This window comes from Arthrobacter sp. NamB2 (assembly GCF_005281365.1).
Taxonomy (GTDB): domain Bacteria; phylum Actinomycetota; class Actinomycetes; order Actinomycetales; family Micrococcaceae; genus Arthrobacter_D.
On the sequence record NZ_SZWI01000001.1, the window covers coordinates 196,307 to 220,465 of the forward strand.

Annotated in this window: 22 protein-coding genes; 14 read left to right on the forward strand and 8 right to left on the reverse strand. The window is 67.9% G+C overall.

What is annotated here, in order from left to right:
- The first annotated feature begins 6 nt into the window (after window positions 1–6).
- Both rimI and tsaD read left to right on the forward strand, forming a co-directional pair.
- The gene (gene rimI, locus FDK12_RS00955; protein WP_137368230.1) at window positions 7–453 is read left to right on the forward strand and encodes a ribosomal protein S18-alanine N-acetyltransferase; all 447 of its coding nucleotides are present in this window, start codon (window positions 7–9) and stop codon (window positions 451–453) included.
- Complete coding sequence (gene tsaD / locus FDK12_RS00960) at window positions 450–1,535, forward strand: tRNA (adenosine(37)-N6)-threonylcarbamoyltransferase complex transferase subunit TsaD (protein WP_137367822.1); 1,086 nt, start codon at window positions 450–452, stop codon at window positions 1,533–1,535. The genes rimI and tsaD overlap by 4 nt, the downstream gene beginning before the upstream one ends.
- Window positions 1,536–1,611: 76 nt before the next feature.
- Here tsaD and FDK12_RS00965 read toward each other — a convergent pair whose 3' ends face one another.
- The 6 genes from FDK12_RS00965 to FDK12_RS00990 form a co-directional block, all read right to left on the reverse strand.
- Window positions 1,612–2,400 (reverse strand): SRPBCC family protein, encoded by a 789-nt coding sequence (locus FDK12_RS00965; RefSeq protein WP_411266137.1) that lies wholly within the window; start codon window positions 2,398–2,400, stop codon window positions 1,612–1,614.
- A gap of 269 nt (window positions 2,401–2,669) precedes the next feature.
- Window positions 2,670–2,969, reverse strand: a complete 300-nt coding sequence (locus tag FDK12_RS00970; RefSeq protein ID WP_137367823.1) for a hypothetical protein — start codon at window positions 2,967–2,969, stop codon at window positions 2,670–2,672.
- An 88-nt stretch (window positions 2,970–3,057) separates the two neighbouring features.
- Complete coding sequence (locus tag FDK12_RS00975) at window positions 3,058–3,354, reverse strand: hypothetical protein (protein WP_137367824.1); 297 nt, start codon at window positions 3,352–3,354, stop codon at window positions 3,058–3,060.
- A 41-nt stretch (window positions 3,355–3,395) separates the two neighbouring features.
- Window positions 3,396–3,692 carry a hypothetical protein gene (locus FDK12_RS00980; RefSeq protein ID WP_137367825.1) on the reverse strand — a complete coding sequence of 99 codons (297 nt, stop codon included), beginning with the start codon at window positions 3,690–3,692 and terminating at the stop codon, window positions 3,396–3,398.
- Window positions 3,689–4,435, reverse strand: a complete 747-nt coding sequence (locus tag FDK12_RS00985) for a GAF and ANTAR domain-containing protein (RefSeq protein ID WP_137367826.1) — start codon at window positions 4,433–4,435, stop codon at window positions 3,689–3,691. The genes FDK12_RS00980 and FDK12_RS00985 overlap by 4 nt, the downstream gene beginning before the upstream one ends.
- Window positions 4,436–4,566: 131 nt before the next feature.
- Window positions 4,567–5,619 (reverse strand): LacI family DNA-binding transcriptional regulator, encoded by a 1,053-nt coding sequence (locus FDK12_RS00990; protein WP_137367827.1) that lies wholly within the window; start codon window positions 5,617–5,619, stop codon window positions 4,567–4,569.
- Between the two features lie 171 nt (window positions 5,620–5,790).
- Here FDK12_RS00990 and FDK12_RS00995 point away from each other — a divergent pair, with 171 nt between their 5' ends.
- Complete coding sequence (locus FDK12_RS00995; RefSeq protein ID WP_189636217.1) at window positions 5,791–6,939, forward strand: Gfo/Idh/MocA family protein; 1,149 nt, start codon at window positions 5,791–5,793, stop codon at window positions 6,937–6,939.
- Window positions 6,936–7,865 (forward strand): DUF6807 family protein, encoded by a 930-nt coding sequence (locus FDK12_RS01000; protein WP_189636218.1) that lies wholly within the window; start codon window positions 6,936–6,938, stop codon window positions 7,863–7,865. The genes FDK12_RS00995 and FDK12_RS01000 overlap by 4 nt, the downstream gene beginning before the upstream one ends.
- 192 nt (window positions 7,866–8,057) lie before the next feature.
- On the opposite strand, the gene ptsP is transcribed toward FDK12_RS01000, so the two are convergent.
- Window positions 8,058–9,743, reverse strand: a complete 1,686-nt coding sequence (gene ptsP, locus FDK12_RS01005) for a phosphoenolpyruvate--protein phosphotransferase (RefSeq protein ID WP_137367829.1) — start codon at window positions 9,741–9,743, stop codon at window positions 8,058–8,060.
- Between the two features lie 119 nt (window positions 9,744–9,862).
- Here ptsP and FDK12_RS01010 point away from each other — a divergent pair, with 119 nt between their 5' ends.
- From FDK12_RS01010 to FDK12_RS01030, 5 genes are all read left to right on the forward strand, one after another.
- Window positions 9,863–10,591, forward strand: a complete 729-nt coding sequence (locus FDK12_RS01010; RefSeq protein WP_137367830.1) for a TetR/AcrR family transcriptional regulator — start codon at window positions 9,863–9,865, stop codon at window positions 10,589–10,591.
- 62 nt (window positions 10,592–10,653) lie between these two features.
- Complete coding sequence (locus tag FDK12_RS01015) at window positions 10,654–12,585, forward strand: PTS mannitol transporter subunit IICBA (RefSeq protein ID WP_137367831.1); 1,932 nt, start codon at window positions 10,654–10,656, stop codon at window positions 12,583–12,585.
- Complete coding sequence (locus FDK12_RS01020) at window positions 12,586–13,743, forward strand: mannitol-1-phosphate 5-dehydrogenase (protein WP_137367832.1); 1,158 nt, start codon at window positions 12,586–12,588, stop codon at window positions 13,741–13,743.
- Between the two features lie 131 nt (window positions 13,744–13,874).
- The gene (locus tag FDK12_RS01025) at window positions 13,875–16,439 is read left to right on the forward strand and encodes a rhamnogalacturonan lyase (protein WP_137367833.1); all 2,565 of its coding nucleotides are present in this window, start codon (window positions 13,875–13,877) and stop codon (window positions 16,437–16,439) included.
- A 172-nt stretch (window positions 16,440–16,611) separates the two neighbouring features.
- Window positions 16,612–17,061, forward strand: coding sequence for a BLUF domain-containing protein (locus tag FDK12_RS01030; RefSeq protein ID WP_223263004.1), 450 nt, complete (start codon window positions 16,612–16,614; stop codon window positions 17,059–17,061).
- Window positions 17,062–17,145: 84 nt separating this feature from the next.
- Here the strand turns inward: FDK12_RS01030 and FDK12_RS01035 are convergent, their stop codons facing one another.
- Window positions 17,146–18,129, reverse strand: a complete 984-nt coding sequence (locus FDK12_RS01035) for an acetylxylan esterase (RefSeq protein WP_137367834.1) — start codon at window positions 18,127–18,129, stop codon at window positions 17,146–17,148.
- Window positions 18,130–18,282: 153 nt separating this feature from the next.
- On the opposite strand from FDK12_RS01035, the gene FDK12_RS01040 reads away from it, so the two are divergent.
- The 5 genes from FDK12_RS01040 to FDK12_RS01060 are packed head-to-tail and all read left to right on the forward strand — an operon-like array spanning window position 18,283 to window position 24,155.
- Window positions 18,283–19,575: an ABC transporter substrate-binding protein gene (locus tag FDK12_RS01040; protein ID WP_137367835.1), complete on the forward strand. Its 1,293-nt coding sequence runs from the start codon at window positions 18,283–18,285 to the stop codon at window positions 19,573–19,575.
- A gap of 20 nt (window positions 19,576–19,595) precedes the next feature.
- On the forward strand, window positions 19,596–20,579 hold the full coding sequence (locus FDK12_RS01045) for a carbohydrate ABC transporter permease (protein WP_137367836.1): 984 nt from the start codon (window positions 19,596–19,598) through the stop codon (window positions 20,577–20,579).
- Window positions 20,576–21,496 carry a carbohydrate ABC transporter permease gene (locus FDK12_RS01050; RefSeq protein ID WP_411266138.1) on the forward strand — a complete coding sequence of 307 codons (921 nt, stop codon included), beginning with the start codon at window positions 20,576–20,578 and terminating at the stop codon, window positions 21,494–21,496. The genes FDK12_RS01045 and FDK12_RS01050 overlap by 4 nt, the downstream gene beginning before the upstream one ends.
- Window positions 21,493–22,131 carry a hypothetical protein gene (locus FDK12_RS01055; RefSeq protein WP_137367837.1) on the forward strand — a complete coding sequence of 213 codons (639 nt, stop codon included), beginning with the start codon at window positions 21,493–21,495 and terminating at the stop codon, window positions 22,129–22,131. The genes FDK12_RS01050 and FDK12_RS01055 overlap by 4 nt, the downstream gene beginning before the upstream one ends.
- A 47-nt stretch (window positions 22,132–22,178) precedes the next feature.
- Window positions 22,179–24,155, forward strand: coding sequence for a beta-galactosidase (locus FDK12_RS01060; RefSeq protein WP_137367838.1), 1,977 nt, complete (start codon window positions 22,179–22,181; stop codon window positions 24,153–24,155).
- Window positions 24,156–24,159 lie beyond the last annotated feature (4 nt).

The window sequence follows — 24,159 nt, forward strand, 5'->3', positions numbered from 1 at the left end:
CGGGACATGGCCTTCGAGGACATCGAGACGATCGGCCGGCTGGAGAACGAACTGTTCCCCACCGACGCCTGGCCGCTGGAGATGTTCTACACGGAGTTCTTCCAGCCGGACACCCGTCGCTACATCGTGGTGGAGGTCGACGGCGAGGCGGTCGGCTACGCAGGCCTCATGGTCGTCGACACGACGGCGGACATCCAGACCATCGGGGTGCTGCCGCGTTTCGAGGGTCGGGGCATCGGGCGGGCCATGCTCGCCGAGTTGCTCGACGAGGCCCGACGGCGAGGCGCGGACAACGTGATGCTCGAGGTTCGGGCCGACAACCCCCGCGCGCAGGTGCTCTACACGCGGTTCGGGTTCGAGAAGATCCACACCAGGAAGAAGTACTACCGCGACGGCGTGGACGCGTGGGTCATGCGACTCGTGCTGCCGGCGGACGGAGGGGACGAGCAGTGAACCGGACCGAACCCCTGATCCTCGGGATCGAATCGTCCTGCGACGAGACCGGCGTCGGCGTCGTCCGGGGCACGCACCTGCTGACCAACACCGTGTCCTCCTCGATGGACGAACACGTGCGCTTCGGCGGTGTCATCCCGGAGATCGCCTCGCGGGCGCATCTGGAGGCCTTCGTGCCGACACTGCGGGCGGCGCTCGCCGATGCCGCGGTCTCGCTCGAGGAGATCGACGCCATCGCGGTCACCGCGGGCCCCGGCCTGTCCGGTGCACTCATGGTGGGCGTGTCCGCTGCGAAGGCGCTCGCCGTCGCTACCGGCAAGCCGCTGTATGCGATCAACCACCTCGTGGCACACGTCGGCGTCGGCATGGTGGGCGGCACCTTCGCCGGCGGACTGCCGCCTGATCTCGGCGCCCTCCTGGTGTCCGGCGGCCACACGGAGATACTGCGCGTGGGCAATATCGCGAGCGACGTCGAACTGCTCGGCTCCACGATCGACGACGCCGCGGGCGAAGCCTATGACAAGACGGCGCGCATCCTGGGCCTCGGCTACCCGGGCGGGCCTGCCATCGACAGGGTGGCGCGGGAAGGCGATCCGAAAGCGATCCGTTTCCCCCGGGGGTTGTCCCAGCCGAAGTACATGGGGACGGCGGAGCACCCGGGGCCGCACCGCTACGACTGGTCCTTCAGCGGCCTCAAGACAGCGGTGGCCCGTGCGGTGGAGCAGTACGAGGCAGCCGGGCTGGAGGTGCCGGTGGCCGATATCGCCGCATCCTTCCAGGAGGCGGTCGTGGATGTCATCACGTCCAAGGCCGTCCTGGCGTGCAGGGAGAACGGGATCACGAACCTGCTCCTCGGCGGAGGAGTTGCTGCCAACCGACGGCTGCGGGAGCTCACGGGGGAGAGGTGCGACGCTGCGGGCATCACCCTGACCGTTCCGTCGCCGTCGCTCTGTACCGACAACGGGGCCATGGTCGCGGCGCTCGGTGCGCAGATCGTCATGAACGGCGGCAGCCCGAGCGGAATCGCGTTCGGGACGAACCCGTCGCTGCCCGTCACGGACATCGTCCTTCCCGCAGGCTGACACCCGTCCATCCGGCCGACACGGCAGTGGGCCGGGCTCGTGGAGAGCCCGGCCCACTGCAATCGTGGAGCTGATGCTAGAGAGTGCCCCGGCGGTCCGTCGGGTCGCCGTTGATCAGCGTGTCGTCCTGAAGCCCTTGGCTGTCGGAGGGGACACCCGTCCCGGGGACGCCGTCCACGGCGGGTACAGGGTCGATGTCCACGACGTCGACGTCGTCGACGACGGGCGTGGTCTCGGGCACCACGGGTGCGGAGTCCACGACGGGGACCGTGTCCACCACGGTCTCCTCCTCCTTGTTGCCCTTGCCGGCCGTTGCGGCCGCGACGCCTGCAACCGCCGCTGCTGCAGCGACGCCGACTCCTGCGGCCACCTTGCCGGACACGCCGGCCTTGCCGCTGTCACCGCGTGACTGCTCGGCGTCCTCGACCGTGGGAGTTCCCGACTGCCCGGTCACGGCTCCACGCCATGCGCCGGTGGCGTAGCTCTCGGACTCGATGAACTCCTTGAACCTCTGGAGGTCGGCCTTGGCCTGGTTCTCGACGACGTTCAACTTGTCGCCCACCTTCTCGACGAGTCCCTCGGGCTCGTACTCGAGGACGAGGTTGACGCGCGTGGTGCCGCCGAGGTCCTCGAAGGAGACGGTGCCGGCGTTGGTCGCACCCTCGGTGGCTGCCCAGGACACCTTGCGGTCCGGTACCTGCTCCAGGATCTTCGCTTCCCACTGCCGACGGATGCCGCCGATCTCCGCAACCCACTCGAGGCGGTCGTCGCTCAGTTGGGTGATCTGCTTGATCCCGCCCATGAACTGGGGGAACTCCTCGAACTGAGTCCACTGGTTGTACACGGTCGTCACTGGAAGATTCACTACAACGGTTTCTTCGACCTTCGTGCTCATCATGCCTCCCTTAAGGTGGTGAGATACGTCAGCTGATCACTTCATCAGCATGCTTAGCATATGTCGTGTGCCCGGCTGTGGCCAGTACCGGCCGGCGGCGAATGGGATTCCGCAGGAGATCGACGACAGGTCCGGGTGCCTCCTCGGCCATGAAATGCCCCGCGAACGATGGCGGGGAGATCATAGGGCGGTGCCGGCGGCCAGGGTCCTGACCCGTCCGGGGACAGGAGGGCGAAGGGTCAGTCGGGCTGCCCGCTCCGGTCCGGAAGTTCGCGGCGGGTGCATTGGTCCGGGCGCACCCATGCCTCCCGTGCGATCGAGAATTCGACCCACTGCGCAAGGACCGCCGACGTCGTCCAGGCCATGGCGAAGCCGCGGACGGTCTGCCGGGAGCCGTCCTGATATTCGAGGTCCACCCAGAGCGCAGGGGCAGGGGATACGGACTCCGTGATTCCCTCCCTGGGCGCTTCGAGCTGGAGGGGAGGAATGAACTGGTGCGTCGTCGGCGGGAGCCCGTGCCAGCCTGCGGCCCTAGCCACGCGGAGTCGCCGGCCCGGCGGGTGTGGTGGGCGTGTCCATGGCCCCCACTCTACGAGGCGAGCGGCCGGCGCCTGCGGTGGCCCGGGCTCAGGCGGCGTGCGTCGCTGGCGGTGATATGGCCCGACGTCGGCAGCGCGAAGCCTCCACCCATGCCTCCCGCGCCCGGGAGTACTCGATCCACTGCGCGAGGACCAGGCTCCCGGTCCACGCCATGGCGAAACCCTTCATCGTGCGTGTCGACCCGTCGGGGTAGTCGAGTTCCACCCAGAGTGCCGGCGACTTCAGCGGCTCGGTGATGCCGTCCGTCGGGGCATCGCACTGGAGGGGAGGGACGTACCTGTCAGCACTGGGTGGGATGCCGTGCCATCCCGGTCTCTCTGCCATGCGACGAGGGTACGACGTGCGTCCGACACCTTCCATCGTGATCAGGCCTTGCCGATCTCCCGGGCACCGGTGTGGGCCTTCAGGAGGTCATCGCTGAACGGCGCGCGCCGCCTGGGCGGCAGCTCGTCGATGAGCTCGTTGACGGCGAGGGCGAGGAGGTTGCACTCGGACTGGGGAAGCTGCATGATCCCCGTCAGGTACGCCTCGACCTCGTACTCGTCGACGTCGCCACTCAGGGAGAAGTAGTGGAGCCACACCTCGCCGACCGAGAAGCCCGACTCCACGATCGCCGCACTGATCAGGGCTCTCTGTTCGTCCGAGTAGGGGAAGGCGATCACGGGGTGTTCCTCTCCGTAGGGGCACCATGACCGTTCACGATGTCCGCGGTGAGCTGAGCGAACGGGATACCCGTGGCGCGCGCACGGGCGGTCAGGACGGTGAGTGCCTCGGTTTCCGTCAAGCCCTCCCGCTGCATGAGGATCCCCTTGGCGATGCCCACCACGTCCCGAGACCGCAGCGATCTCCGGAGTTCACTGCTGATGCGGGTGGTCGTCTCCGATGTCTGAACATGCCCGAGCAGGGCGGACGCGGCAACGGAGAGTCGTGTCAGCCTGGCGCGGTCGACCTCGTCGAACGCCCCCGGCAGCGTCGAGTAGGCCTTCATCGCGCCGATCGAGTCGCGGCCCCGCAGCAGGGGAACGCTGATGCAGGACCTCACTCCGGCCTCGGCCGCGGCGCCGCTCCACTGCGGGAAGCGGGGGTCGGAGGTGGTGTCCTCGACGGTCACTGCTGTCTGTGCGGACCATGCCGTCAGGCAGGGCCCTTCACCGAGACTGTACTGGAGGTCGTCCGCCGTACTCACCAGCATGTCCGTGGCTCCCACGCTGATCCGCCGTGACTCGTGGATGAGGGAGACGCCTGCACCTGCGGCCTTCGGTATCGTCTCGTGCGCTACCTGGGCCAGCAGGTCCACGGCGTACTGCGCGGTCTCCTGTGTGAGTACCAGGCCGCGGATGCGGCCGAGGGTCGCACCCAGTTCAGTGGAAGGGGAAAGGGATCCATCGGTTGCCCCGAACGTCATGCCAGGTTCGATCCTGACTCCGCGGGCCTTCTGCTAGACCACGATCAGGCGTTGCCGCCGATCCGCTGACACCATCCTAGCCGAGCGCGCGTTCTTTCCGAGGCGCATTTCGGCAGCGCCTGAATCGCGAGCTACCGCCGGGGAGTGCTGCCCCGCAGCACCGTCTCCGTCGGGATGGGTGCGGGGCCTTCGCCGCTGTCCGGAATTCCGTCGTCGTAGGCGGAACCGGTGGCGAGCTGAAGTGCCCGGCGCCCAACGTCCTCGAGCGGTATCCGGACGGTCGTGAGGGCGGGCGTGATGTCGCGGACCGTCGGGATGTCGTCGTAACCCGCCACGCCGATCCCGCTGCCGGGCTCGATGCCGGCGTCGCGCAATGCCGACACGACACCCACCGCCATGACGTCGTTCACCGCGAACACCAGGTCGACGTCGGCTCCCGCCGCCAGCAGTTCCTGGGCGCCGCGATACCCGCCGTCACGCGTGAAGTCGGCGTGGACGATCCGCTCCGGCGCGAGCGGGATCCCGTGCTCGGCGAGTCCTTCGGCGAAACCCTCGAGCCGGTCCTGCGCCGTCCTGATCTCGCGTGGACCGGCGATGACGGCGAAGTCACGGTAACCGAGGTCGGCCAGTGCCACCGCGAGGTCGCGCGCACCTCCGCGGTTGTCGAGAAGGACGGTGGCGAAGGGAGCGGCGTCCTGGCTGATGAAGGACACTTTGCCGCCCGTGTCCTCGAAGGACGCGAGCTCGCTCCGCAGCTGCTCCTCGTACGCCGAGCCCGTGGTCCTCGAACCGGCCAGGATCATGACCCTCGGCCGCTGCCCGCGGAGGGCCCGCACCGTATCGAGCTCGCGCTGGGTGTCACGGCCGGTGACGGCGATGGTCACGACGAGCCCTTCCTCGTTCGCGGCGTTGATGACGCCTGCCGCGATACTCGAGAAATAGGGGTCGGCGATATCCGCTACCAGGAGCGCCACGGTGGTGGTGCTGCCCTTCGCGACCGCCTGCGCGAAGAGGTTGGTCGTGTAGCCGAGCCGCTGCGCCGCTTCTACCACGCGTTGCCGGTAGGATTCGTTGACCTTGCGGGCGCTGCCGTTCAGCGACCGCGACGCCGTGGCGAGCGAGACGCCGGCCTCCCTGGCGACGTCGTGCAATGTCGCTGGACTCTTGCTGGCCGGTGCCGACATCGCTTCCACTCCTGATGGTGCGGGCACCTGCCATGGAGGCTGTGCCCTCGGTTCAAAGGGCCATTGTCGCACGGCCCCTTCAGCGTCCCTCGGCTCCCACGCCTACTCGGTAAGCGCTTTCTCTGTTAGGGTGTGCCGAACCGCACACCCGCGTACGCAGAAAGAGGATCCGTGCCCCAGCAGAGTGCCGCAGCCGGCGTCCCAGCCGCCCCGACAGCTCCCCTGCGAGTAGGGATCCTGGGTACGGGGGGCGTCGCGCACCTCCACGCCAGAGCCCTGGGACTGATCGACGGCGTGGAACTGGTGGCCGCCGCGGATCCGACCGAGTCCAACCTCGCGGCATTCTCTGGAACCTACGGGGTTCCCTCGCGCTTCCCGGGACTCGACGAGATGCTGGCAGCCCAGCCCCTCGACGTCCTGCACATCTGCACGCCGCCCGGTGGCCACGCGGCGCAGACCGCCGCGGGGTTCGGCGCAGGCGCGCACGTGGTGGTCGAGAAGCCCGCCGCGCTCAGCCTCGCCCAGCTGGATACCATGCTCGATGCCGGCCGTGCCGCGGAGCGCGGCCTCGCCGTCGTCTTCCAGCAGCGCTCCGGATCGGCCGCGGCGCATGTGAAGGCGCTTCTCGACTCCGGTGCCTTCGGGCGGACCCTCTCCGCGCTGTGCCACACGCACTGGCACCGCACGGCCGAGTACTTCGCCGTGCCGTGGCGCGGCACGTGGGCCACCGAGGGTGGCGGTACCACGCTCAGCCACGGAAGCCACCAGATCGACCTGCTGGCCTATCTGCTCGGCGAGTGGTCCGCCGTCCACGCCACCATGTGGCGTCTGGAGCGTGACGTCGAGACGGAGGATCTCTCGCACGCCTCCCTCGTCTTCGCCTCGGGAGCGGTGGCATCGGTGGTGTCCACCGTCCTCGCGCCGCGGGAGTCGAGTCTGCTCCGCATCGACACGGAGAACGCGACCATCGAGCTGGAACACCTGTACGGCCACGGACACGCGCACTGGAGAATCACGCCCGCGCCCCATGTGGACGAAAGCACGGCGGCGTCCTGGCGACTACCCGCGCACGAGGTTCCCAGCGGGCACGACGCCCTGTTCGCCGATATCTACTCGTCGCTGCTTGCCGGCCACGGCATGCCGGATATCGCCGGTAACCCTGCCCGGGCGCTCGAGATCGTGACCGGCATGTATGCCTCCGCCCGCGAGGGCCGCTGGGTAGCACGCGAGGACCTCGCCGATCCCGCGCTCCGGGGAGGGCTGGCGGCTCCGGTCATCGAGGCGCGGGCGGCAGTCCACGCGGCCGCACCATCGACGTGACCTACCCCGCGCCGCTCACGACCGCCGACGGGAGGCCGGCCGGGATCCTGCACGACGGCGGCGACGAGCCCCGTAGCCACTCGCCCCGGCCCTTCATGTACCCGGTGACGACGCCCTCTGGCCGCAACGTCGCCGACTACCGCCCCGCGGACCACCCCTGGCACTGGGGCCTGGGCATCGCGATCTCGAACATCACGGTTGACGCCCAGCAGCACCCGGTCAATCTCTGGGGCGGCCCGACCTACCAGGACGGGCACGGGTACGTGCAGCTGCCGAACAACGGCATGCAGCGCGTCGTGGGCAGCCGACACGGACCCGCGGGGACGGAGCAGCAGCTCGAGTGGCGCGCGGCGGACGGGAAGACCTTCCTCGTCGAGAAACGAACCTGGACCGCGGGCACGGTGCAGGCCGGTGGCGCCGAATGGTTCCGCACCTCCGTGCGCAGCCGCTGGGCCAATACCAGCGGCGGACCACTGGCGTTCGGCAGCCCGACGGCGGCGGGCCGCCCGAACGCGGGCTACGGAGGGTTCTTCCTGCGGCTACCCGTATCCTTCGACGGCGCGAGCATCATCGCCCCGCCGGTCGCCCCGCCGGCCGGGCAGGACGTCGGTACCCCACCGGTCGGTGCCGGCACCGTGAGCGAGGAGGAGGCCATGGGGAGCGAGCGGTCCTGGCTCGCGCTCCGGGCGAACGATGCGTCCGTCCTCATGGTGGCGGCGACAGAGACTCCGGGCGCTCCCACCCCGTGGTTCGTCCGCACCTCCGGGACGCCGATGCTGTGCGCGGCGCCCTTCTTCCATACGGAGATGCGACTCGGAGCGGCTGAAGCAACCGAGTGGGGTTGGTCCCTCCTGGTAGCCGACGGACGGGTGCAGGACTCCGCGTTCGGGGAGGCGGCGGAAGCGGCAGGGGCAGTGCGGCCCTAGGCTGGGCCTGACGAAGCCGGTCCCGGCTGGGCTCACGGCCCGGCGTCAGGGTATCTGTTGGGCGCAGCTCGAGCTGTTCGTTGCTCGGCTACCGGGGTACGGGCGAAGGGCTGGCATCGCCAGGGGCGGCGATCCTCCCGGCACGGTGCAGCCCGTGACCGCCGTAGAGCTGCGGCCACGAGCAGCCGGGTGTCAGAGCCCGAGCGATGCGAGCACGGGCAGCTCGGCCCGTGCCCGTTCCCGCGCTTCGGCAGCAGTAGGTGCCGCAACGGAGATGCCGGCGATCCGCTGCGCTTCGGCGAGGGTCACGCTGTTCAGGACGGCGCCGACGCCCGCGAGGGCGCGCGGAGTCATCGACAGGGTGGATACGCCGAGTCCCACGAGCACGACGGCGAGGGCCGGGTCCGCTGCTGCCTCTCCGCAGACTCCCACGGGCTTGGCATGCCCTTCGGCCGCTGAGCCCTCGACGGTCAGCTTGACCATGCGCAGGACCGCCGGCTGCCACGAGTTGTTGAGGGCGGCCAGGGATCCGAGCTGGCGGTCCGCCGCCATCGTGTACTGCGTGAGGTCGTTGGTGCCAAGGCTCGCGAAGGCCACCTCACCGAGGATCGCCTCGGCCATCAACGCCGCCGAGGGCACCTCGACCATGACGCCGGGCGTCTGCAGGCCTGCGTTGCTGCACAGCTTGGCGAAGTCGGCCGCCTCCTCCGCGGTCGAGATCATGGGTGCCATGACCCACACGTCCGCGCTCGATTGCGAGGCGGCATCCGCGATCGCCTGGAGCTGGCGCTCGAGGACGCCGGGAGACGTGAGGTCGGTCCGGTAGCCCCGGACGCCGAGCGCGGGGTTGGGCTCGGTGGAGTCGGTGAGGAACGGCAGCGGTTTGTCGGCGCCCGCGTCGAGCGTGCGCACGACGACCTTCTTGCCCGGGAAGGCGTCGAAGACGCCCTTGTAGGCCTCGACCTGCTCCTGGGCCGTCGGTTCGGTGTCGCGCCCGAGGAAACAGAATTCCGTGCGGAGCAGGCCGACGCCCTGGGCCTTCGCCTCGGCGGCCTTGACGGCGTCCTTCGCTCCACCCACGTTGGCCAGCAGGGGAACCTCGTGTCCGTCGGAGGTGACACCGACGCCGTCGAACACTGTCAGCGCTGCGGCGGCAGCCCTGTACGCCTCGGCGGCGGCTTCCTCGTCCGCCCCGGGATCGAGCGCGATCGTCCCGGCCGCACCGTCCACGAAGACGACGGCGCCGTCGTCGATGTCATCGACGCCCGCGGCGGCGACGACGGCGGGGAGTCCGAGGGAGCGGGCGATGATCGCGGTGTGTGACTGCGGGCCGCCTTCCGAGGTGACGAGGGCGAGGACCATCGCGGGGTCCAGTGTCGCGGTGTCCGCCGGGGCGAGGTCCTCGGCAACCAGGACGAAGGGCGTGTCCGACGACGGGATGCCTGGCGCCGGCAGTCCGCGCAGCTGGGCGACGATGCGCGAACGGACGTCGAGCACGTCCGCGGTGCGCTCGGCCATGTAGCCGCCGAGGTTGTGGAGCATCTCGGCGACCGAGGCGCCGGCCTCCCACACCGCTCGTGCCGGCGAGGTGCCGTTGTTGATGAGCTTGGTGGCGGACTTCAGCAACATGGGGTCCGCGGCCATGAGGGACGTCGCCTGAAGGACGGCCTTGGCGTCACCCTTGGCGGCCTCGGCCCTGCGCTTCAGTTCCTCCTGGACAGCCTTCGACGCGGTCTTGAGAGCGGCGACCGCTTCCTCCGGGGCGTCGGGCGTGTCGTGACGTTCACCTGCCGGAGGTTCACCGACCGACGGCGGCATGTGGCGGACAGGACCGATCACGCGTCCGGGACTGACTCCGACCCCTGTGAAATTCTCCATCGAATGTCCTCGTTTCCTTGCCGGTGGTGGTCTCGGTCTAACACCATTGTGCCGCGACAGGCAAAAACTATTTGTGACCTGGTTCATATAACAGTGCTATAGGTGCTACGGTAGCAGGCATGAAAAAAGTAGGCGAACCAGCGCCTAAGGCGAGGCTCCTGAAGGCAGCCGCAGCACTGCTTGCGGAGTCCAACGGCGAGCCCGTCTCGACCCGGCAGATCACTCAGGCCGCCCGGGTCACAGCACCGACGCTGTACCACCACTTCGGTGACAAGGAGGGCCTGTTCGACGCCGTCGTCGCGGAAGGGTTCTCGGAATACCTGGACGCCGAGCGGGGACTCCCGGCGTCGGGGCAACCGATCGGGGACCTCCGGAATCACTGGGACAACCACGTGCAGTTCGGCCTCGACCACCCGCATCTCTATCTCGTGATGTTCGGCAACATCAGGCCCGAGCGCAGGCCGTCAATGGTGGCCAGCGCAGAGGCGTTCCTCGAGGAGGTCCTCGCGCGGGCGGCCGCAGCGGCCCGCCTCGTGGTGTCACCCCGGGAAGCGGCGCGCAGCATGCTCGCCGCCAACATCGGAGTGACCCTCATGCTGATCGCGGAACCGGCGGACAAGCGCAACCTCGAGCTCTCGGCCATGACGCGGGAGGCCGTGATCTCGGCGGTCGCCACGGATTCAGAGGGCGATCCCACCACGCAGACGGAGGGCACCCCTTCCGTCGTCGTCGCGGCGATCGCGCTCAACGCGGCACTGCAGTCCTCGCACCCCGACCAATTGTCCAGCTCCGAACTGAAGCTCTTCCTCGAATGGCTCCAGCGCATCTCCAGCAGGTCGGGAAGCTGACGCTTCCCGCCGACAACCCATCCCTCCCCGCAAGGTTGCGGGGACAACGGTAAGGAAAGAATGTGGCAACACAACTAGAAGCGAGGTCCGGCACCAGTGCCAGGGTCCGTGTCCAGAAATTCGGGTCGTTCCTCTCGGCGATGATCATGCCGAACATCGGCGCCTTCATCGCGTGGGGCCTGATCACGGCACTGTTCATCCCGGCCGGATACTTCCCGAATGAGACGATCGGGGCCCTTGTCGGCCCCATGATCACCTTCCTCCTGCCCCTGCTGATCGGGTACACCGGCGGAAAGATGGTCTACGACGTCCGTGGCGGTGTGGTGGGTGCGGCCGCGACCATGGGTGTCATCGTGGGCACCGACATCCCCATGTTCATCGGCGCGATGATCATGGGACCCCTGACCGCGTTCCTCATGAAGAAGATCGACGCGATCTGGGACGGCAAGATCCGCCCAGGCTTCGAGATGCTGGTCAACAACTTCTCCGCGGGTATCTTCTCCGCGTTCATGGCGGTCTTCGGCCTGCTCGCCGTCGGCCCGCTGGTCACGCTCTTCAGTGACGCTGCAGGCAGGGGCGTGGACTTCCTCGTCAACACCGGCCTCCTGCCCTTCACCAGCATCCTGATCGAGCCGGCGAAGATCCTCTTCCTGAACAACGCCATCAACTACGGCGTGCTCACGCCGCTCGCCACGGAGCAGGCGACGGAAACGGGCAAGTCCCTCCTGTTCCTGCTCGAGGCGAACCCCGGCCCGGGTCTCGGACTCCTCCTCGCCTACGCGGTCTTCGGTCGCGGCATGGCGAAGGCCTCGGCCCCCGGCGCAGTCATCATCCAGTTCTTGGGAGGCATCCACGAGATCTACTTCCCCTACGTCCTGATGAAGCCCCTCATGGTGCTCGCCGTCATCGGTGGCGGTATGGCCGGCATCTTCACGCTCGTGCTGACCGGCGCGGGTCTGCGCTCCCCGGCGGCGCCCGGCAGCATCATCGCTGTGTACGCGGCCACGGCCCAGGACAGCTTCGTCGGTGTCACCCTCTCCGTCCTGATGGCTGCGGCGGTCTCCTTCCTGATCGGTTCGGTCATCCTGAAGACCACCAAGTCCACGGACGACGACATCGCCGGTGCGGCTTCGAAGATGGAAGGCCTCAAGGGCAAGAAGAGCTCGGTAGCCGGCACCTTCCGCTCCTCCGCAGCGACCGAGGGCCCTATCCGGAACATCGTGTTCGCCTGCGACGCAGGCATGGGTTCGTCGGCCATGGGTGCATCGGTGCTCCGGAACAAGATCAAGGCAGCAGGGTTCCCGGACGTCAAGGTCACGAACCTCGCGATCTCGAACCTGAAGGACGACTACGACGTCGTCGTCACGCACCAGGACCTCGCCGCCCGCGCCGAGCCCCTGACGCAGAGTGCCACGCACGTCGCCGTCGACAACTTCATGAACAGCCCCCGCTACGACGAGATCGTGGAGCTCGTGCGTGCCAGCGCCTCGGCCGACGGCGGAGTCGACCCGAAGAACCCCACGCCCGCCGCCGTGGCTGCCGAGGCTGATGCGGGGAGCGCCCACGATGTCCTCGCGCAGGAGAGCGTCGTGCTGAGCGGCACCGCGACCACGCAGGAGGACGCCATCAACGAGGCCGGCCGCCTGCTGGTCGAGCGTGGTGCCGTGGATTCCGACTACGTCGCAGCGATGCACGAGCGCGAGAAGTCCGTCCCGACCTACATGGGCAACTTCCTCGCGATCCCGCACGGGACGAACGCTGCCAAGGACCTGATCAGGCGGTCAGCCGTCTCGATCGTCCGCTACCCCGAGGGCATCGACTGGAACGGAAAGCAGGTCAAGTTCGTCGTCGGTGTCGCCGGTGTCAACAACGAGCACCTGTCCATCCTGTCCGCGATCGCTCGCGTGTTCTCCGACAAGGACCAGGTGGCCAAGCTCGACGAGGCCACCTCGGTGGACGAGGTCCTTGCCCTCTTCGGAAAGGTCAACGCTTAAGTGAAGGCAGTACATTTCGGTGCCGGCAACATCGGGCGCGGCTTCGTGGGGCTCCTGCTCCACAAAGCCGGGTACGAGGTGGTGTTCGCGGATGTCGCGGACGCACTGATCGATCAGCTCGCCACGACGCCCAGCTACGACGTCCACGAGGTGGGCGACGCACCCGCAGTGAAGACGGTAAACAACTTCCGTGCGCTCAACTCGCGCTCGCAGGAGGACGACGTCGTCGCCGAGATCGCAACGTCGGACATCGTGACCACCGCGGTCGGCCCGAACGTGCTGAGGTTCCTCGCGCCGGTCATCGCCCGGGCGATTGCCCGGCGCAGTGACGAGCTGGCACCGCTGCAGGTCATGGCATGCGAGAACGCCATCAACGCGACGGACATCCTGCACCGTGAGGTCGAGCAGGTGTACGACGGACCCTCGCTGGACCTGGCGTCCCGGGCGGTGTTCGCCAACACCGCCGTCGACCGCATCGTGCCGAACCAGGATCCCGGGCAGGGACTCGACGTCACGGTCGAGACCTTCTTCGAGTGGGTCATCGACCGGACGCCGTTCAAGGGCAGCGCGCCCGAGATCCCGGGGGCGACGTACGTCGACGACCTCGCACCCTACATCGAGCGCAAACTCTTCACGGTCAACACCGGTCACGCGTCGGCGGCCTACTTCGGCTACGCGGCGGGTGTCGAGAAGATCGCGGACGCCATGGCCGACGACGCCATCGCCGGCAAGGTGCGCGCCGTGCTCGACGAGACGAAGAAGCTCCTGGTGTCCAAGCACGGCTTCGATCCCTCGGAGCAGGAGGCATATGTTCAGAAGATCCTGCGGCGCTTCACGAACCAGCACCTGCCGGACACCGTGGTGCGTGTCGGACGGGCGCCGCTGCGGAAGTTGAGCCGGAAGGAACGCTTCGTCGGCCCTGCTGCCGAGCTGGCGGAGGCGGGCATCCACCCCGCGGCGCTGCTCGAGGCGATGCGTGCAGCGCTGTCCTTCTCCGCGCCCGATGATCCAGAGGTGACGGCGCTGGCGGAGATTCTCGCGAGCCAGGAGCCAGGTGAGGCGACGACGTCGATCACGGGTCTCGGAGCGGATCATCCGCTCTACGGCCCGGTGCGGGACCTCATCGCCCAGCACGCGCCGGGGCACCATATCCAATAGCGAACGACCAGCAGGAGATGAGAGGGAGCAGCAGAAGCTGCTCCCTCTTTTTCCGTTCCCTACCCTTGACGGGAACCGCGTCCGAACCTAGGTTGGAAAAGGAAAGCGTTTTCCAACCGAAGGATTCAATGATGAGTTCGATCAAGACAGCGGTTTCGGCATGCACGGTCCTCGCTACCGGGGTCGTACTGACCCTCTCAGGACTCGCCGTTCCCGCGATGGCCCAGGGGCACGGCACCGGGAACGCCGCTCCCATCGGCGGAGTGCAGCTCGAATACCTCGACCGAGGGCTGGTCGCCGCCGCAACGCCCCAGGGAGTCTTCCTCAGCTGGCGGCTCAAGGCGACCGAGGTGGCGGGCGCGACGTCGGACGGCCTCACCGGCACCGACTTCACCGTCTACCGCAACGGTGAAGCGATCGGCACGGTCACGAACAGCACCAACTATCTCGACACCGCCGTGCTCGGCGCCGCTGCCGCCGGGGCGCGATACAGCGTCGGCGCCGTCGTGGACGGAGTAGAAGTCGAGGTGAGCGCGGAGGTGACGCCGTGGACCCAGGCGTCCAAGGACCTGCCGCTCGTGAAACCGGCGGACGGCGTAACGCCGACGGGGGAGGCATACACCTATTCGGCGAGCGATATGAGTGTCGGGGACGTCGACGGTGACGGCGCGTACGAGTACTTCGTCAAGTGGGAGCCCTCCAACTCGAAGGACGTCTCCCAGATCGGGTACACCGGCAACACCTACATCGACACCTACACGGGGGAGGGGCGCCTGCTGAGCCGCGTGGACCTCGGCGTCAACATCAGGTCGGGCGCGCACTACACCCAGTTCATGGTGTCGGACTTCGACGGCGACGGCCGATCGGAGCTGATGCTCAAGACGGCGCCGGGAACGAAGACCACCACGTACGGGCCCGCGGGCGACGTCACGTCCGAGAGCTACGTGACGCTTCCGGAGGCGGACATCGCTGCGGGGTTCACCAACGAGGACGACTACAGGCTGAGCGCCGGCGGCTACTACGAGCACGTGGTCGGGCTGTTCAAGGGCTGGCAGGACCACCCCGAGGTGGAGGCCGGCACCTGGCCCCGCACGCTCGAGGCGGCCTTCGGAATCGAGGAACGCTACGACTACCCGTTGTCCGACGCCGATGCCCGCGCCATGGCGGACTACTTCATGGACGTCTACGCGCCGGCTCGCAGCGCCCGGAACAACCTGCGCGCCTTCGAGGGCTTCATCCTCGACGGCCCCGAGTACCTGAGCGTGTTCGACGGAGCGACCGGAGCGGAGCTGGAGACCGTGCCGTACGAGCCCGGCCGCGGTGACGACGGCCTGCTGTGGGGCGACTACGCGATGTCGCGGATCGAGCCGGGCAACCGCGTGGACCGCTTCCTCGCCGGTGTCGCGTACCTCGACGGGCAGAACCCCTCCGCCGTCTTCGCCCGGGGCTACTACACGCGCGCCAACGTCGTCGCCTACAGCTGGGACGGCGAGCAGTTGACGCAGGACTGGGTCGTCGACTCCGGTCACGTGCCCATGGCCAATCCGTTCAACAGCGGCCCCCATGGCGGCACGGGGAGCAGTGAGGAGTTCGGCACCCTCGCAGGCCAGGGCTTCCACTCCCTGAGCGCCTCCGACGTCGACGGCGACGGCAGGCAGGAGATCGTCTACGGGAGCGCGACCATCGACGATGACGGCTCGCTGCTGTACAGCTCCTTCGATACCCTCCCCGCAGGCAGTGCGGCACCCGGCACCGAGGCCAAGCTCGGTCACGGAGATGCCATCCACGTCACCGATATCGACCCGGACCGCCCGGGCCAGGAGATCTTCTCCGTCCACGAGGGTGCGACGGGCGCGCCGTACGGCTGGGCGATGCGGGACGCCTCCACCGGCGAGGTGCTGTTCGGGGGATATACCGGCAAGGACACCGGTCGCGGAATGATCGGCGACGTCGATCCGACCGTTCGCGGGATCGAGAACTGGGCCGTGGGCCTGCGATCCGCCGCCGGGCGGGTACTCCCCGGCAGCGGGTACGGAACCAACATGAGCATCCGGTGGGCAGCCGACGGCACCACGCAGCTCGTCAACGGGTCGGGCAACCAGACTCCGACCATCGACGACGCACGCCGGGGGCGGCTCCTGACGGCTACGGGCACCCGGACCAACAACGGAACCAAGGGAAACCCCTCGCTCGTGGCCGACGTCCTCGGGGACTGGCGCGAGGAGCTGCTGGTCCGGACTGCGGACAGCTCGGCGATCCGGATCTTCATGAGCACCGAGGTGACGGACCGCAAGCTGTACACCCTGATGCACGATCCGCAGTACCGTGCCGAGACCGCTCGCCAGAACACGGCCTACAACCAGCCCGCGTACACGGGCTTCTACCTCGCGTCGGACACCGACTTCACCGGTGTTCCCGTCCCCGATGCTTTCCTGCCGGGCGCGCTTCCAGCCCTGCAGCGTCAGTTCGAGGCGCTCGTCGTCGCGGGAGAGGTATCCGGGCCGGCCGTCCAGCAACTGCGGGCGTCACTCGACCAGGCTCAGCGTGCGGTCGAACGCGACCAGGCCGGCAATGGCGCCAGGGCGCTCGAGAAGTTCCTCGGACGGCTGGAGCAGAAGAAGCCCGGCACCGTCTCGGAGGACGCGCGCATCCAGCTCGGGTACGCAGGGTCGAAGGTCCGCTCCACGCTGGACTGACGGCGTCGGGCAACGAACCTTCGGCAGGGTCGCGTGCGGACGGGCACGCGGCCCTGCCGGAGCTGTTTCTCGCAGGCGCCCGATGCTACCGCCCGAAGCGGGGGAGCGGTGAGCCAGTGAAAGGGAGAGGTTCGTTCGCCCACCTCCCGGCGGCCCCGGTAGGTTGGGCGGCATGACCCTTCCCGAGAACAACCTGCTGTCGATCGTCTACTCGAGCAGTGCAGCGCACCCCTTCACGGACGAGGATCTCGGGGCGCTACTGGTCCTGTGCCGCGAGAACAACGCGCGCTTCCAGCTCACGGGGATGTTGCTCTACCGCGAAGGGCGGTTCCTGCAGGTGCTCGAGGGCCCCGAGGACGCGCTGCGTCATCGTATGTCGGTCATCGCCGCTGATCCCCGTCACCTCGAGGTGCGCATACTCCTCCAGGAGACCATCGACCGGCGGTACTTCCCCGACTGGACGATGGGCTACGAGCCCGTGTCCGACAGGATGGCGGACGAGATTCCCGGGTATCGCTCGACTCTGTCCGACGTCGAGGACGACGACGATCCCCAGCGATCGGTCCGCGCCCTGCGCGAGCTGATCCGATGGTTCCAGGATCGCGCCGTCCAGCTGAGGTGACGCCTACGGCCGACGCCTCTGCCGAGCACACGATGACAGGTGACCCTTTGGGCAGGCGATAGCAGCGTCACCGTCAGCAGCACATCAGGAGCGGAGCAGTTCGTTGATGAACGCCAGGTGCTCGACGTCCTGGAAGGCGCCGCCCTGCTCGTGCCCGTTGTAGGGGTAGACCTTCATGCGTTTGGGCCCCGCATAGTGGTTGTGGGCGGCGAAGACGCAGGATGGCGGGCAGACGGCGTCGAGAAGTCCTACCGAGAACATCGCAGGCATCGTTGCGCGGGCCGCGAAGTTCACTCCGTCGAAGTAGCTCAGGCTGCGGAACACGGTCTCGACGTCGTTGCGCCGTGTGCCCAGGTACCGTGCGATCTCCGAATAGGGGGCCGTGTCGACGATCTCGGTGGCGCGGCGCATGTGGGCGAGGAAGGGAACATCGACGATGGCGCCGACGGGTGGGACGTCGTTCACGCGCTGGGTGAGGGCGGCGGCGGCCAGCGTGATGCCGCCGCCCTGGCTCCCGCCGGAGATGACGACGCGGGAGGAATCGACGACTGGATGCGCCTGGGCGGCTTCGACGGCATGCACCGCATCGACGAAGAGGCGCCGGTAGTAGTAGGAGTCGGGGCTGCTGATACCGAGCGTCATGAAGCCGCCGAGGTGCGGCCCGGCGAACGCTCCATCCGCGGTATCGCCGGTGCGGTGCCCGGAGCCCTGTCCGCGCAGGTCCATGACGAAGTGGGCGAAGCCCGCGCTGGGGAGCCCGGTCCATTCCCCGAGCAGCCCCCGCCCGCCGCCGTAGCCGATGAAGGTGATGACCGTCGGCAGGGCACCGGAGAGGTGACGCGGCGTCAGCAGCCATGCCTTGATGGGCTCGCCGTCATAGCCGGCGAAGGTGACGTCCTCCGTGACCAGCTGGGTGTAGCCGGCGTCGACCTCCTCGAAGCGGGGAGCGGCGACGTATGAACGTTGCGCAGCGAGCGTGCGGTCCCAGAAGCCGTCGAAGTCGGCGGGTTCCTCGCGCTGGGGAAGGTAGGTCCGCAGTTCGGACAGGGGGAGATCGAATTGTGGCATGGGCTGCATCCTGCCACAGCGCGGATAGGCGAAGATAGAGCCCGGACACAAACCGGCTGTTGACCGTTGATACGATTCAATCTACGCTTTGGATAACGCTTTCCCGAAGGCGTCCCACGATGGCTGACGAAGAAGTTTTCCAGGAGGACAAAGATGTTCCGCACACTCTCACGGCGCACGCTCACAGGCGTCGCAGCCTTGGCCGCCACAGGATTGGTCCTGACCGGTTGCGGCGGCGGCGGGGGCGAGCCAGCAGCCCTCGACACCGAAGAGCAGATCACGCTCAACTACACGTTCTGGGGCAATGACGACCGCGCGGCCCGCTACGACAAGGCGATCGCTGCGTTCGAGGAGAAGTTTCCGAACATCACGATCAACGACACGTTCACGGACTACCCCTCCTACTGGGAGAAGCGCCAGACCGAAGCTGCGGGCGGCGGGCTGCCGGACGTGATGCAGTTCGACTACACCTACCTCCGCCAGTACGGCGACAACGGTCTGCTGCTCGACCTCGAGGAGTACTTCGGCAACGGCATCACCACCGACGCCATCGACGAGAGCCTCCTGTCGACCGGCAAGCTCGAGGACGGTACGTTCGCCATCCCCACCGGCTACAGCGCCTGGTCCGTCTTCCAGAACCCCGCGCTCCTGGCCACTGCCGGCGTGAAGCCCTACGAGGGCGGCACCAGCTGGGACGACTACAACGCCTACATGGCCTCTGTCACCGAGGCGTCGGGGGGAACCGTCTACGGTGGCACCGACACCACGCAGCGCATCCAGGACTTCGAGTTGAAGCTGCGCCAGGAAGGCCGCCAGCTCTTCACGGAGGACGGCGAACTCGACTTCACGCAGGAAGAGCTCGCTGACCACTGGAAGGAAGGCCAGGAGAACCGCGACAAGGTCACCGTCCCGCAGAGCAAGCTCGAGGAGATCAGCCCGGTCTCCGGCTTCGGTGGCAACCTGACCACCAGCGAGATGAGCTGGAGCAACTTCCTCGGCGGATACCTGGGTGATTCCGGTGCCGAGGAGATCACGATCGTCGCTCCTCCCACGGATAACCCGGACGAGAAGGACCTGTACCAGAAGGTCGGCCTGATGCAGGCGGCCTCCGCCTCCACCGAGCACCCCGAGGCAGCTGCGGCCTTCGTCGACTTCCTCATCAACAGCCCCGAGGTGGGCGGGATCTTCGGTGCAACGCTCGGTATCCCGGCGTCGGAGACCCAGCTCGAGGGCGCCAACCTCGAAGGGCCCGACAAGGCCGTCAAGGACTACCTCGACTCCATCGAGGACCGCATGGGGGATGCTCCGGCAGCACCCGTCGCCGGTTTCGGTGCCATCGAGCAGACCTTCTGGGACCTCGGCAAGTCGATCGGCCTGGGCTCCGTGACGCCTGAAGAAGCCGCCCGGCAGTTCTTCGACGAAGCCTCCGTCACGCTCGGTAGCTAGTCAGACAAAGGAGTTAGACCGTGACCACGGACTCGGCGCACGCGCCAGCACAACCCCGCACCGCCGAATCCGGCGCCCGTCCGGCGGACAGCCGCCGGACGGGCGGGCCCCGGCCCCGCCGTCGCAACCGCGACACCGTTGCGGGCTATGTCTTCCTCTCGCCGTGGCTGCTCGGCTTCGTGGGCCTCACCCTCGGTCCGATGCTGGCTTCCCTGTACCTCGCCTTCACGGACTACAACCTCTTCACCGCTCCGGAGTGGACCGGACTCGAGAACCTCACCCGGATGGCCGAGGACGAAAAGTTCTGGAGCTCGGTGCGGATCACCCTGATCTATGTGCTGGTGGGGACTCCCATCAAGCTCGCCGCCGCGCTCGCGGTCGCCATGCTCCTGAACTACAAGGCACGAGGCACCGGCTTCTTCCGCTCGGCGTTCTACGCGCCGAGCCTGATCGGCGCCAGTGTCAGCATCGCGATCGTGTGGCGGGCCATGTTCTCCACCGATGGCCCAGTCGATGGAACGCTCAACTTCTTCGGAATCAACCTGGGCGGTTGGATCGGGAACCCCTCCCTGATCATGCCCATGATGATCCTGCTGGCCGTCTGGCAGTTCGGCGCTCCGATGGTCATCTTCCTGGCCGGGCTCAAGGGAGTCCCGCCGGAGCTGTACGAGGCCGCTTCCGTCGACGGGGCCGAGGCCTGGCGCAAGTTCCTCAGCGTCACGGTCCCGATGCTGTCGCCCGTCATCTTCTTCAACCTGCTGCTCGAGATGATCAACGCCTTCCAGGTCTTCGCCTCGGCGTACATCATCGGTTCGGGAACGGGCGGTCCCGGTGGCGCCACCAACTTCTACACCGTCTACCTCTACACACGGGCCTTCGCGAACAACCAGATGGGCTACGCATCCGCGATGGCCTGGGTGCTTCTGCTCGCTGTCGGCGTCCTCGCCTTCATCCTGTTCCGCACCTCCAGGAGCTGGGTCCACTACGCAGGAGATTCCAAGTGACCACCATCGAATCGAGCCCTGCCGTTCCCGTCCCGTCGGATCGCAGGGACCGCACGCAGCCTCCGCGCACGCGCCGCCCGCTGCGACGCCACGTCCCGACGGCGCTCTGGATCGTCGGCATCGTCGCCCTGACGGCCATTGTGCTGTACCCGCTCCTCTGGATGTTCTCGGCCTCGCTGAAACCGAACTCCGAGTTCGGCAGCAACCAGGGTTTCCTCCCCGAGAACCCGACCTTCGACAACTTCGTGAAGGTCATGCAGGGCATCGCGGGCATCCCGACCTGGAAGTTCTTCCTCAACTCGCTGCTCCTCGGGGTCGGTGCGGTGATCGGCACCGTGATCTCCTCGTCGATGGCGGCGTACGCCTTCTCACGCATCAATTTCCGCGGCAGCAAGATCCTCTTCGCCGCCATGATCGGGACCCTGCTGCTGCCGTTCCACGTGCTGATCATCCCGCAGTACGTCATCTTCCGGAACCTCGGCCTGATCGACACCTTCTGGCCGCTGCTGGCAGGCAAATTCCTGGCCACCGAGGCGTTCTTCGTCTTCCTGATGGTGCAGTTCATCCGCAACCTGCCGCGTGAGCTCGACGAGGCAGCACGCATCGACGGCTGCGGGCACGGGCGGATCTTCTTCTCCATCACGCTCCCGCTGATCAAGCCCGCCATCATCACGTCGTCGATCTTCGCGTTCATCTGGAGCTGGAACGATTTCCTCGGACCGCTGCTGTACCTGAACTCACCGGACAAGTACCCGCTGCCGCTCGCCCTGCGCATCTTCAACGACCAGACGAGCACCTCGGACTACGGAGCGACGATCGCCATCTCCGTCCTCGCACTGCTTCCCGTGCTGCTGTTCTTCATCATCTTCCAGCGGTTCCTCGTGGACGGCGTGGCAACCCAGGGCCTGAAGGGATGAGCCGGCGCCAGCGCGAGGCCGGTCGGGGGCGCGCAGCAGCCGCCCGCGATGGAAGCAGCCTGCGCTGGCCCGGAGCCACAGCGAAGTTCACCCTGTTCGGTGAAGTCCTCTGGGTGGGGGTGCTGTGCTGCGTGGCGGGCATCGGCGTCGTCACGATTCCCGCGGCCCTTGCTGCAGGCTCCGCACACCTGCACCGGTTCCTGCGGGCGGAGGACTCATCGCTCCGGCACTTCGCTGCGGACTTCATGGCAGCGCTGAGGACGGGGTGGCTCGTGGGGCTCGGAGTCGCGGTCGCGGCCGGGCTCCTGCTGCTGGACATCGTCGTCGCCGGGTCGCGGCTCCTGCCCGGCTGGCAGGCTGTCCTCACCGCCGGCGTCGTCCTGCTGGCCGGCGTGCTGGCAGGGCTCGCGGGGACGACGGCGCTATGGCAGGCCACACGGTCGTGGCGCTCCGCCGGGCGTCAGTGGTTCCGTGACGCTCGGAACGACCCGGCCGGCGTCCTGTGGCTCGTCGCGGCGGTGGTCCTCACCGCGATGGTGGCATGGCAGTTGCCGCCGCTCGTGGTCCCCGGCGTCGGATGCCTCGTCTTCGCTGCACTCGCGACCGCCGTGCGCCCACGGCCTTCCCGCTCCTGACCTGCTTCCCCTCCGTCCCCGACGAACCGACTACTCCTGGAGTCCTCTTGCACTACGGCGCCGACTACAACCCCGAACAGTGGCCCGAGGAGGTCTGGCCGGAGGACGTGGCACGCATGCAGGAGGCCGGCGTCACGATGGTGAGCCTCGGCATCTTCTCCTGGGCCCGCATCCAGCCGTCCGAGCACGAGTTCGACTTCGAGTGGCTGGACCGGATCATCGGGCTACTGCACGACGGCGGCATCGCCGTGGACCTCGCAACCGCGACGGCGTCGCCCCCGCCGTGGGCGACCATCGCCTATCCGGACATGCTTGCCGCCGATGAGCACGGCAGTGTCTACTGGCACGGCAGCCGCCAGCACTACGCACCATCCTCGCCGGACTACCGGCGCCTCGCCGCCGACCTCGTCACGCGGATGGCCGAGCGCTACGCCCAGCACCCCGCCGTCGTCCTCTGGCACGTGAACAACGAGTACGGCTGCCACCTGAACATCGACTACTCGGATGCTGCCCGGGACGCGTTCCGGACCTGGCTGGAGGACCGCTACGGGACCATCGATGCAGTGAACGATGCCTGGGGCACGATGTTCTGGTCCCAGCGCTACGGCTCCTTCGCCGAGATCTTCCCGCCCCGGCATGCGCCGTACAGCCACAACCCCGGTCAACTGCTCGACTACCGCCGGTTCACCTCGGACATGCTGCTCGAGTGCTACCGGATGGAGCGCGACATCATCCGGGCCGCCGGTTCGCGCCAGCCGATCACCACCAACTTCATGGGCGCGTTCAAGCCGGTCAACTACGCGCAGTGGGCAGCGGAGCTCGACGTCATCAGCGACGACCTCTATCCGGACCCCAACGATCCCGAGGGCTTCCGTGAGGGCGCCTTCCACGGCGACCTCATGCGCTCCCTGAAGCCCGGAACGCCGTGGCTGCTCATGGAACAGGCATCGAATGCGGTCAACTGGCGTCCCTCGAACGCCCCGAAAGCGCCGGGACAGCTCGCGGCGCAGAGCGTGCAGGCGGTCGCCAGGGGCGCCGACGGCATCCTCTTCTTCCAGTGGCGGCAGTCGAGGGCGGGCTCGGAGAAGTTCCATTCCGGAATGCTGCCGCACGCCGGCACGGCGACGCGCACGTGGCGTGAGGTCGTGGCACTCGGCGCGGAGCTCGGACAACTCCCTGGACTTCCGGTCGACGACGGCGCGTCGTCGCGTGTCGCCATCCTCCTCGAGTGGGAGAACTGGTGGGCGATCGAGAACCCGGACCACCCCACCGCCCTGGACTACCTGTCGCTCGTGCGCGGCTGGTACGACGCGGCCCACCGTCTCCACGTGCAGGTGGACCTCGTGCCTCCGACGGCCGACCTCTCGGGTTACGCCGCCGTCATCGCGCCCCACCTCTACCTGCTGACCGCCGGGGGAGCGGCGAGCCTGGTCGAGTACGTCGGGCGCGGCGGGCACCTGCTCGTCACGGCATTCAGTGACGTCGTGGACGAGAGCGATCGCTTCCGGCCAGGTGGTTTCTGCACGCAGCTGCGCGACGTGCTCGGCGTCGTCGTCGAGGACTTCGGTGCGCTGGTGGACCCCGGCTCACCGGGACCGGGCGAGAAGCACGCCGGGGTTGCGGGGGAGGGATTCGGCTTCACCGGTTCCCTGCTCGCCGAGGAGATCCATGCCACCGATGCCGAAGTCCTGGCACGGTTCGACGGCGGCCGCCAGGACGGCCGGCCCGCGCTGACCGCGCGCGCCCGGGGAGCGGGAACGGCGTACTATCTGGCCACCGTGCCCGACGACGACGGGGCCCGGCAGGTGCTCGAGCACGTCTTCCGCGAGGCGGGCGTGGAACCGGTGCTGCCCGGCCTTCCCCCCATGGTCGAGGCCATCCGCCGCGGGCCGCTGCTGACCGTCATCAACCACGGGAGCGATGTGGTGGACGTACCCGTGCAGGGCCGTGCGATCGGTGGTGCCGTCGTGGGTGGCGTCACGCTGGAACCTTTCGCGTACGCGCTCGTGCTGGTCGAAGGCTGAGCAG

Bases quoted from the DNA above. Each gene is read 5' to 3' on its own strand.
- rimI (WP_137368230.1), top strand. From the start codon at position 7: ATGGCCTTCGAGGACATCGAGACGATCGGCCGGCTGGAGAACGAACTG.
- FDK12_RS00975 (WP_137367824.1), bottom strand. From the start codon at position 3,354: ATGGCAGAGAGACCGGGATGGCACGGCATCCCACCCAGTGCTGACAGG.
- FDK12_RS00985 (WP_137367826.1), bottom strand. From the start codon at position 4,435: ATGACGTTCGGGGCAACCGATGGATCCCTTTCCCCTTCCACTGAACTG.
- FDK12_RS00990 (WP_137367827.1), bottom strand. From the start codon at position 5,619: ATGTCGGCACCGGCCAGCAAGAGTCCAGCGACATTGCACGACGTCGCC.
- ptsP (WP_137367829.1), bottom strand. From the start codon at position 9,743: ATGGAGAATTTCACAGGGGTCGGAGTCAGTCCCGGACGCGTGATCGGT.
- FDK12_RS01010 (WP_137367830.1), top strand. From the start codon at position 9,863: ATGAAAAAAGTAGGCGAACCAGCGCCTAAGGCGAGGCTCCTGAAGGCA.
- FDK12_RS01025 (WP_137367833.1), top strand. From the start codon at position 13,875: ATGAGTTCGATCAAGACAGCGGTTTCGGCATGCACGGTCCTCGCTACC.
- FDK12_RS01030 (WP_223263004.1), top strand. From the start codon at position 16,612: ATGACCCTTCCCGAGAACAACCTGCTGTCGATCGTCTACTCGAGCAGT.
- FDK12_RS01035 (WP_137367834.1), bottom strand. From the start codon at position 18,129: ATGCCACAATTCGATCTCCCCCTGTCCGAACTGCGGACCTACCTTCCC.
- FDK12_RS01040 (WP_137367835.1), top strand. From the start codon at position 18,283: ATGTTCCGCACACTCTCACGGCGCACGCTCACAGGCGTCGCAGCCTTG.
- FDK12_RS01055 (WP_137367837.1), top strand. From the start codon at position 21,493: ATGAGCCGGCGCCAGCGCGAGGCCGGTCGGGGGCGCGCAGCAGCCGCC.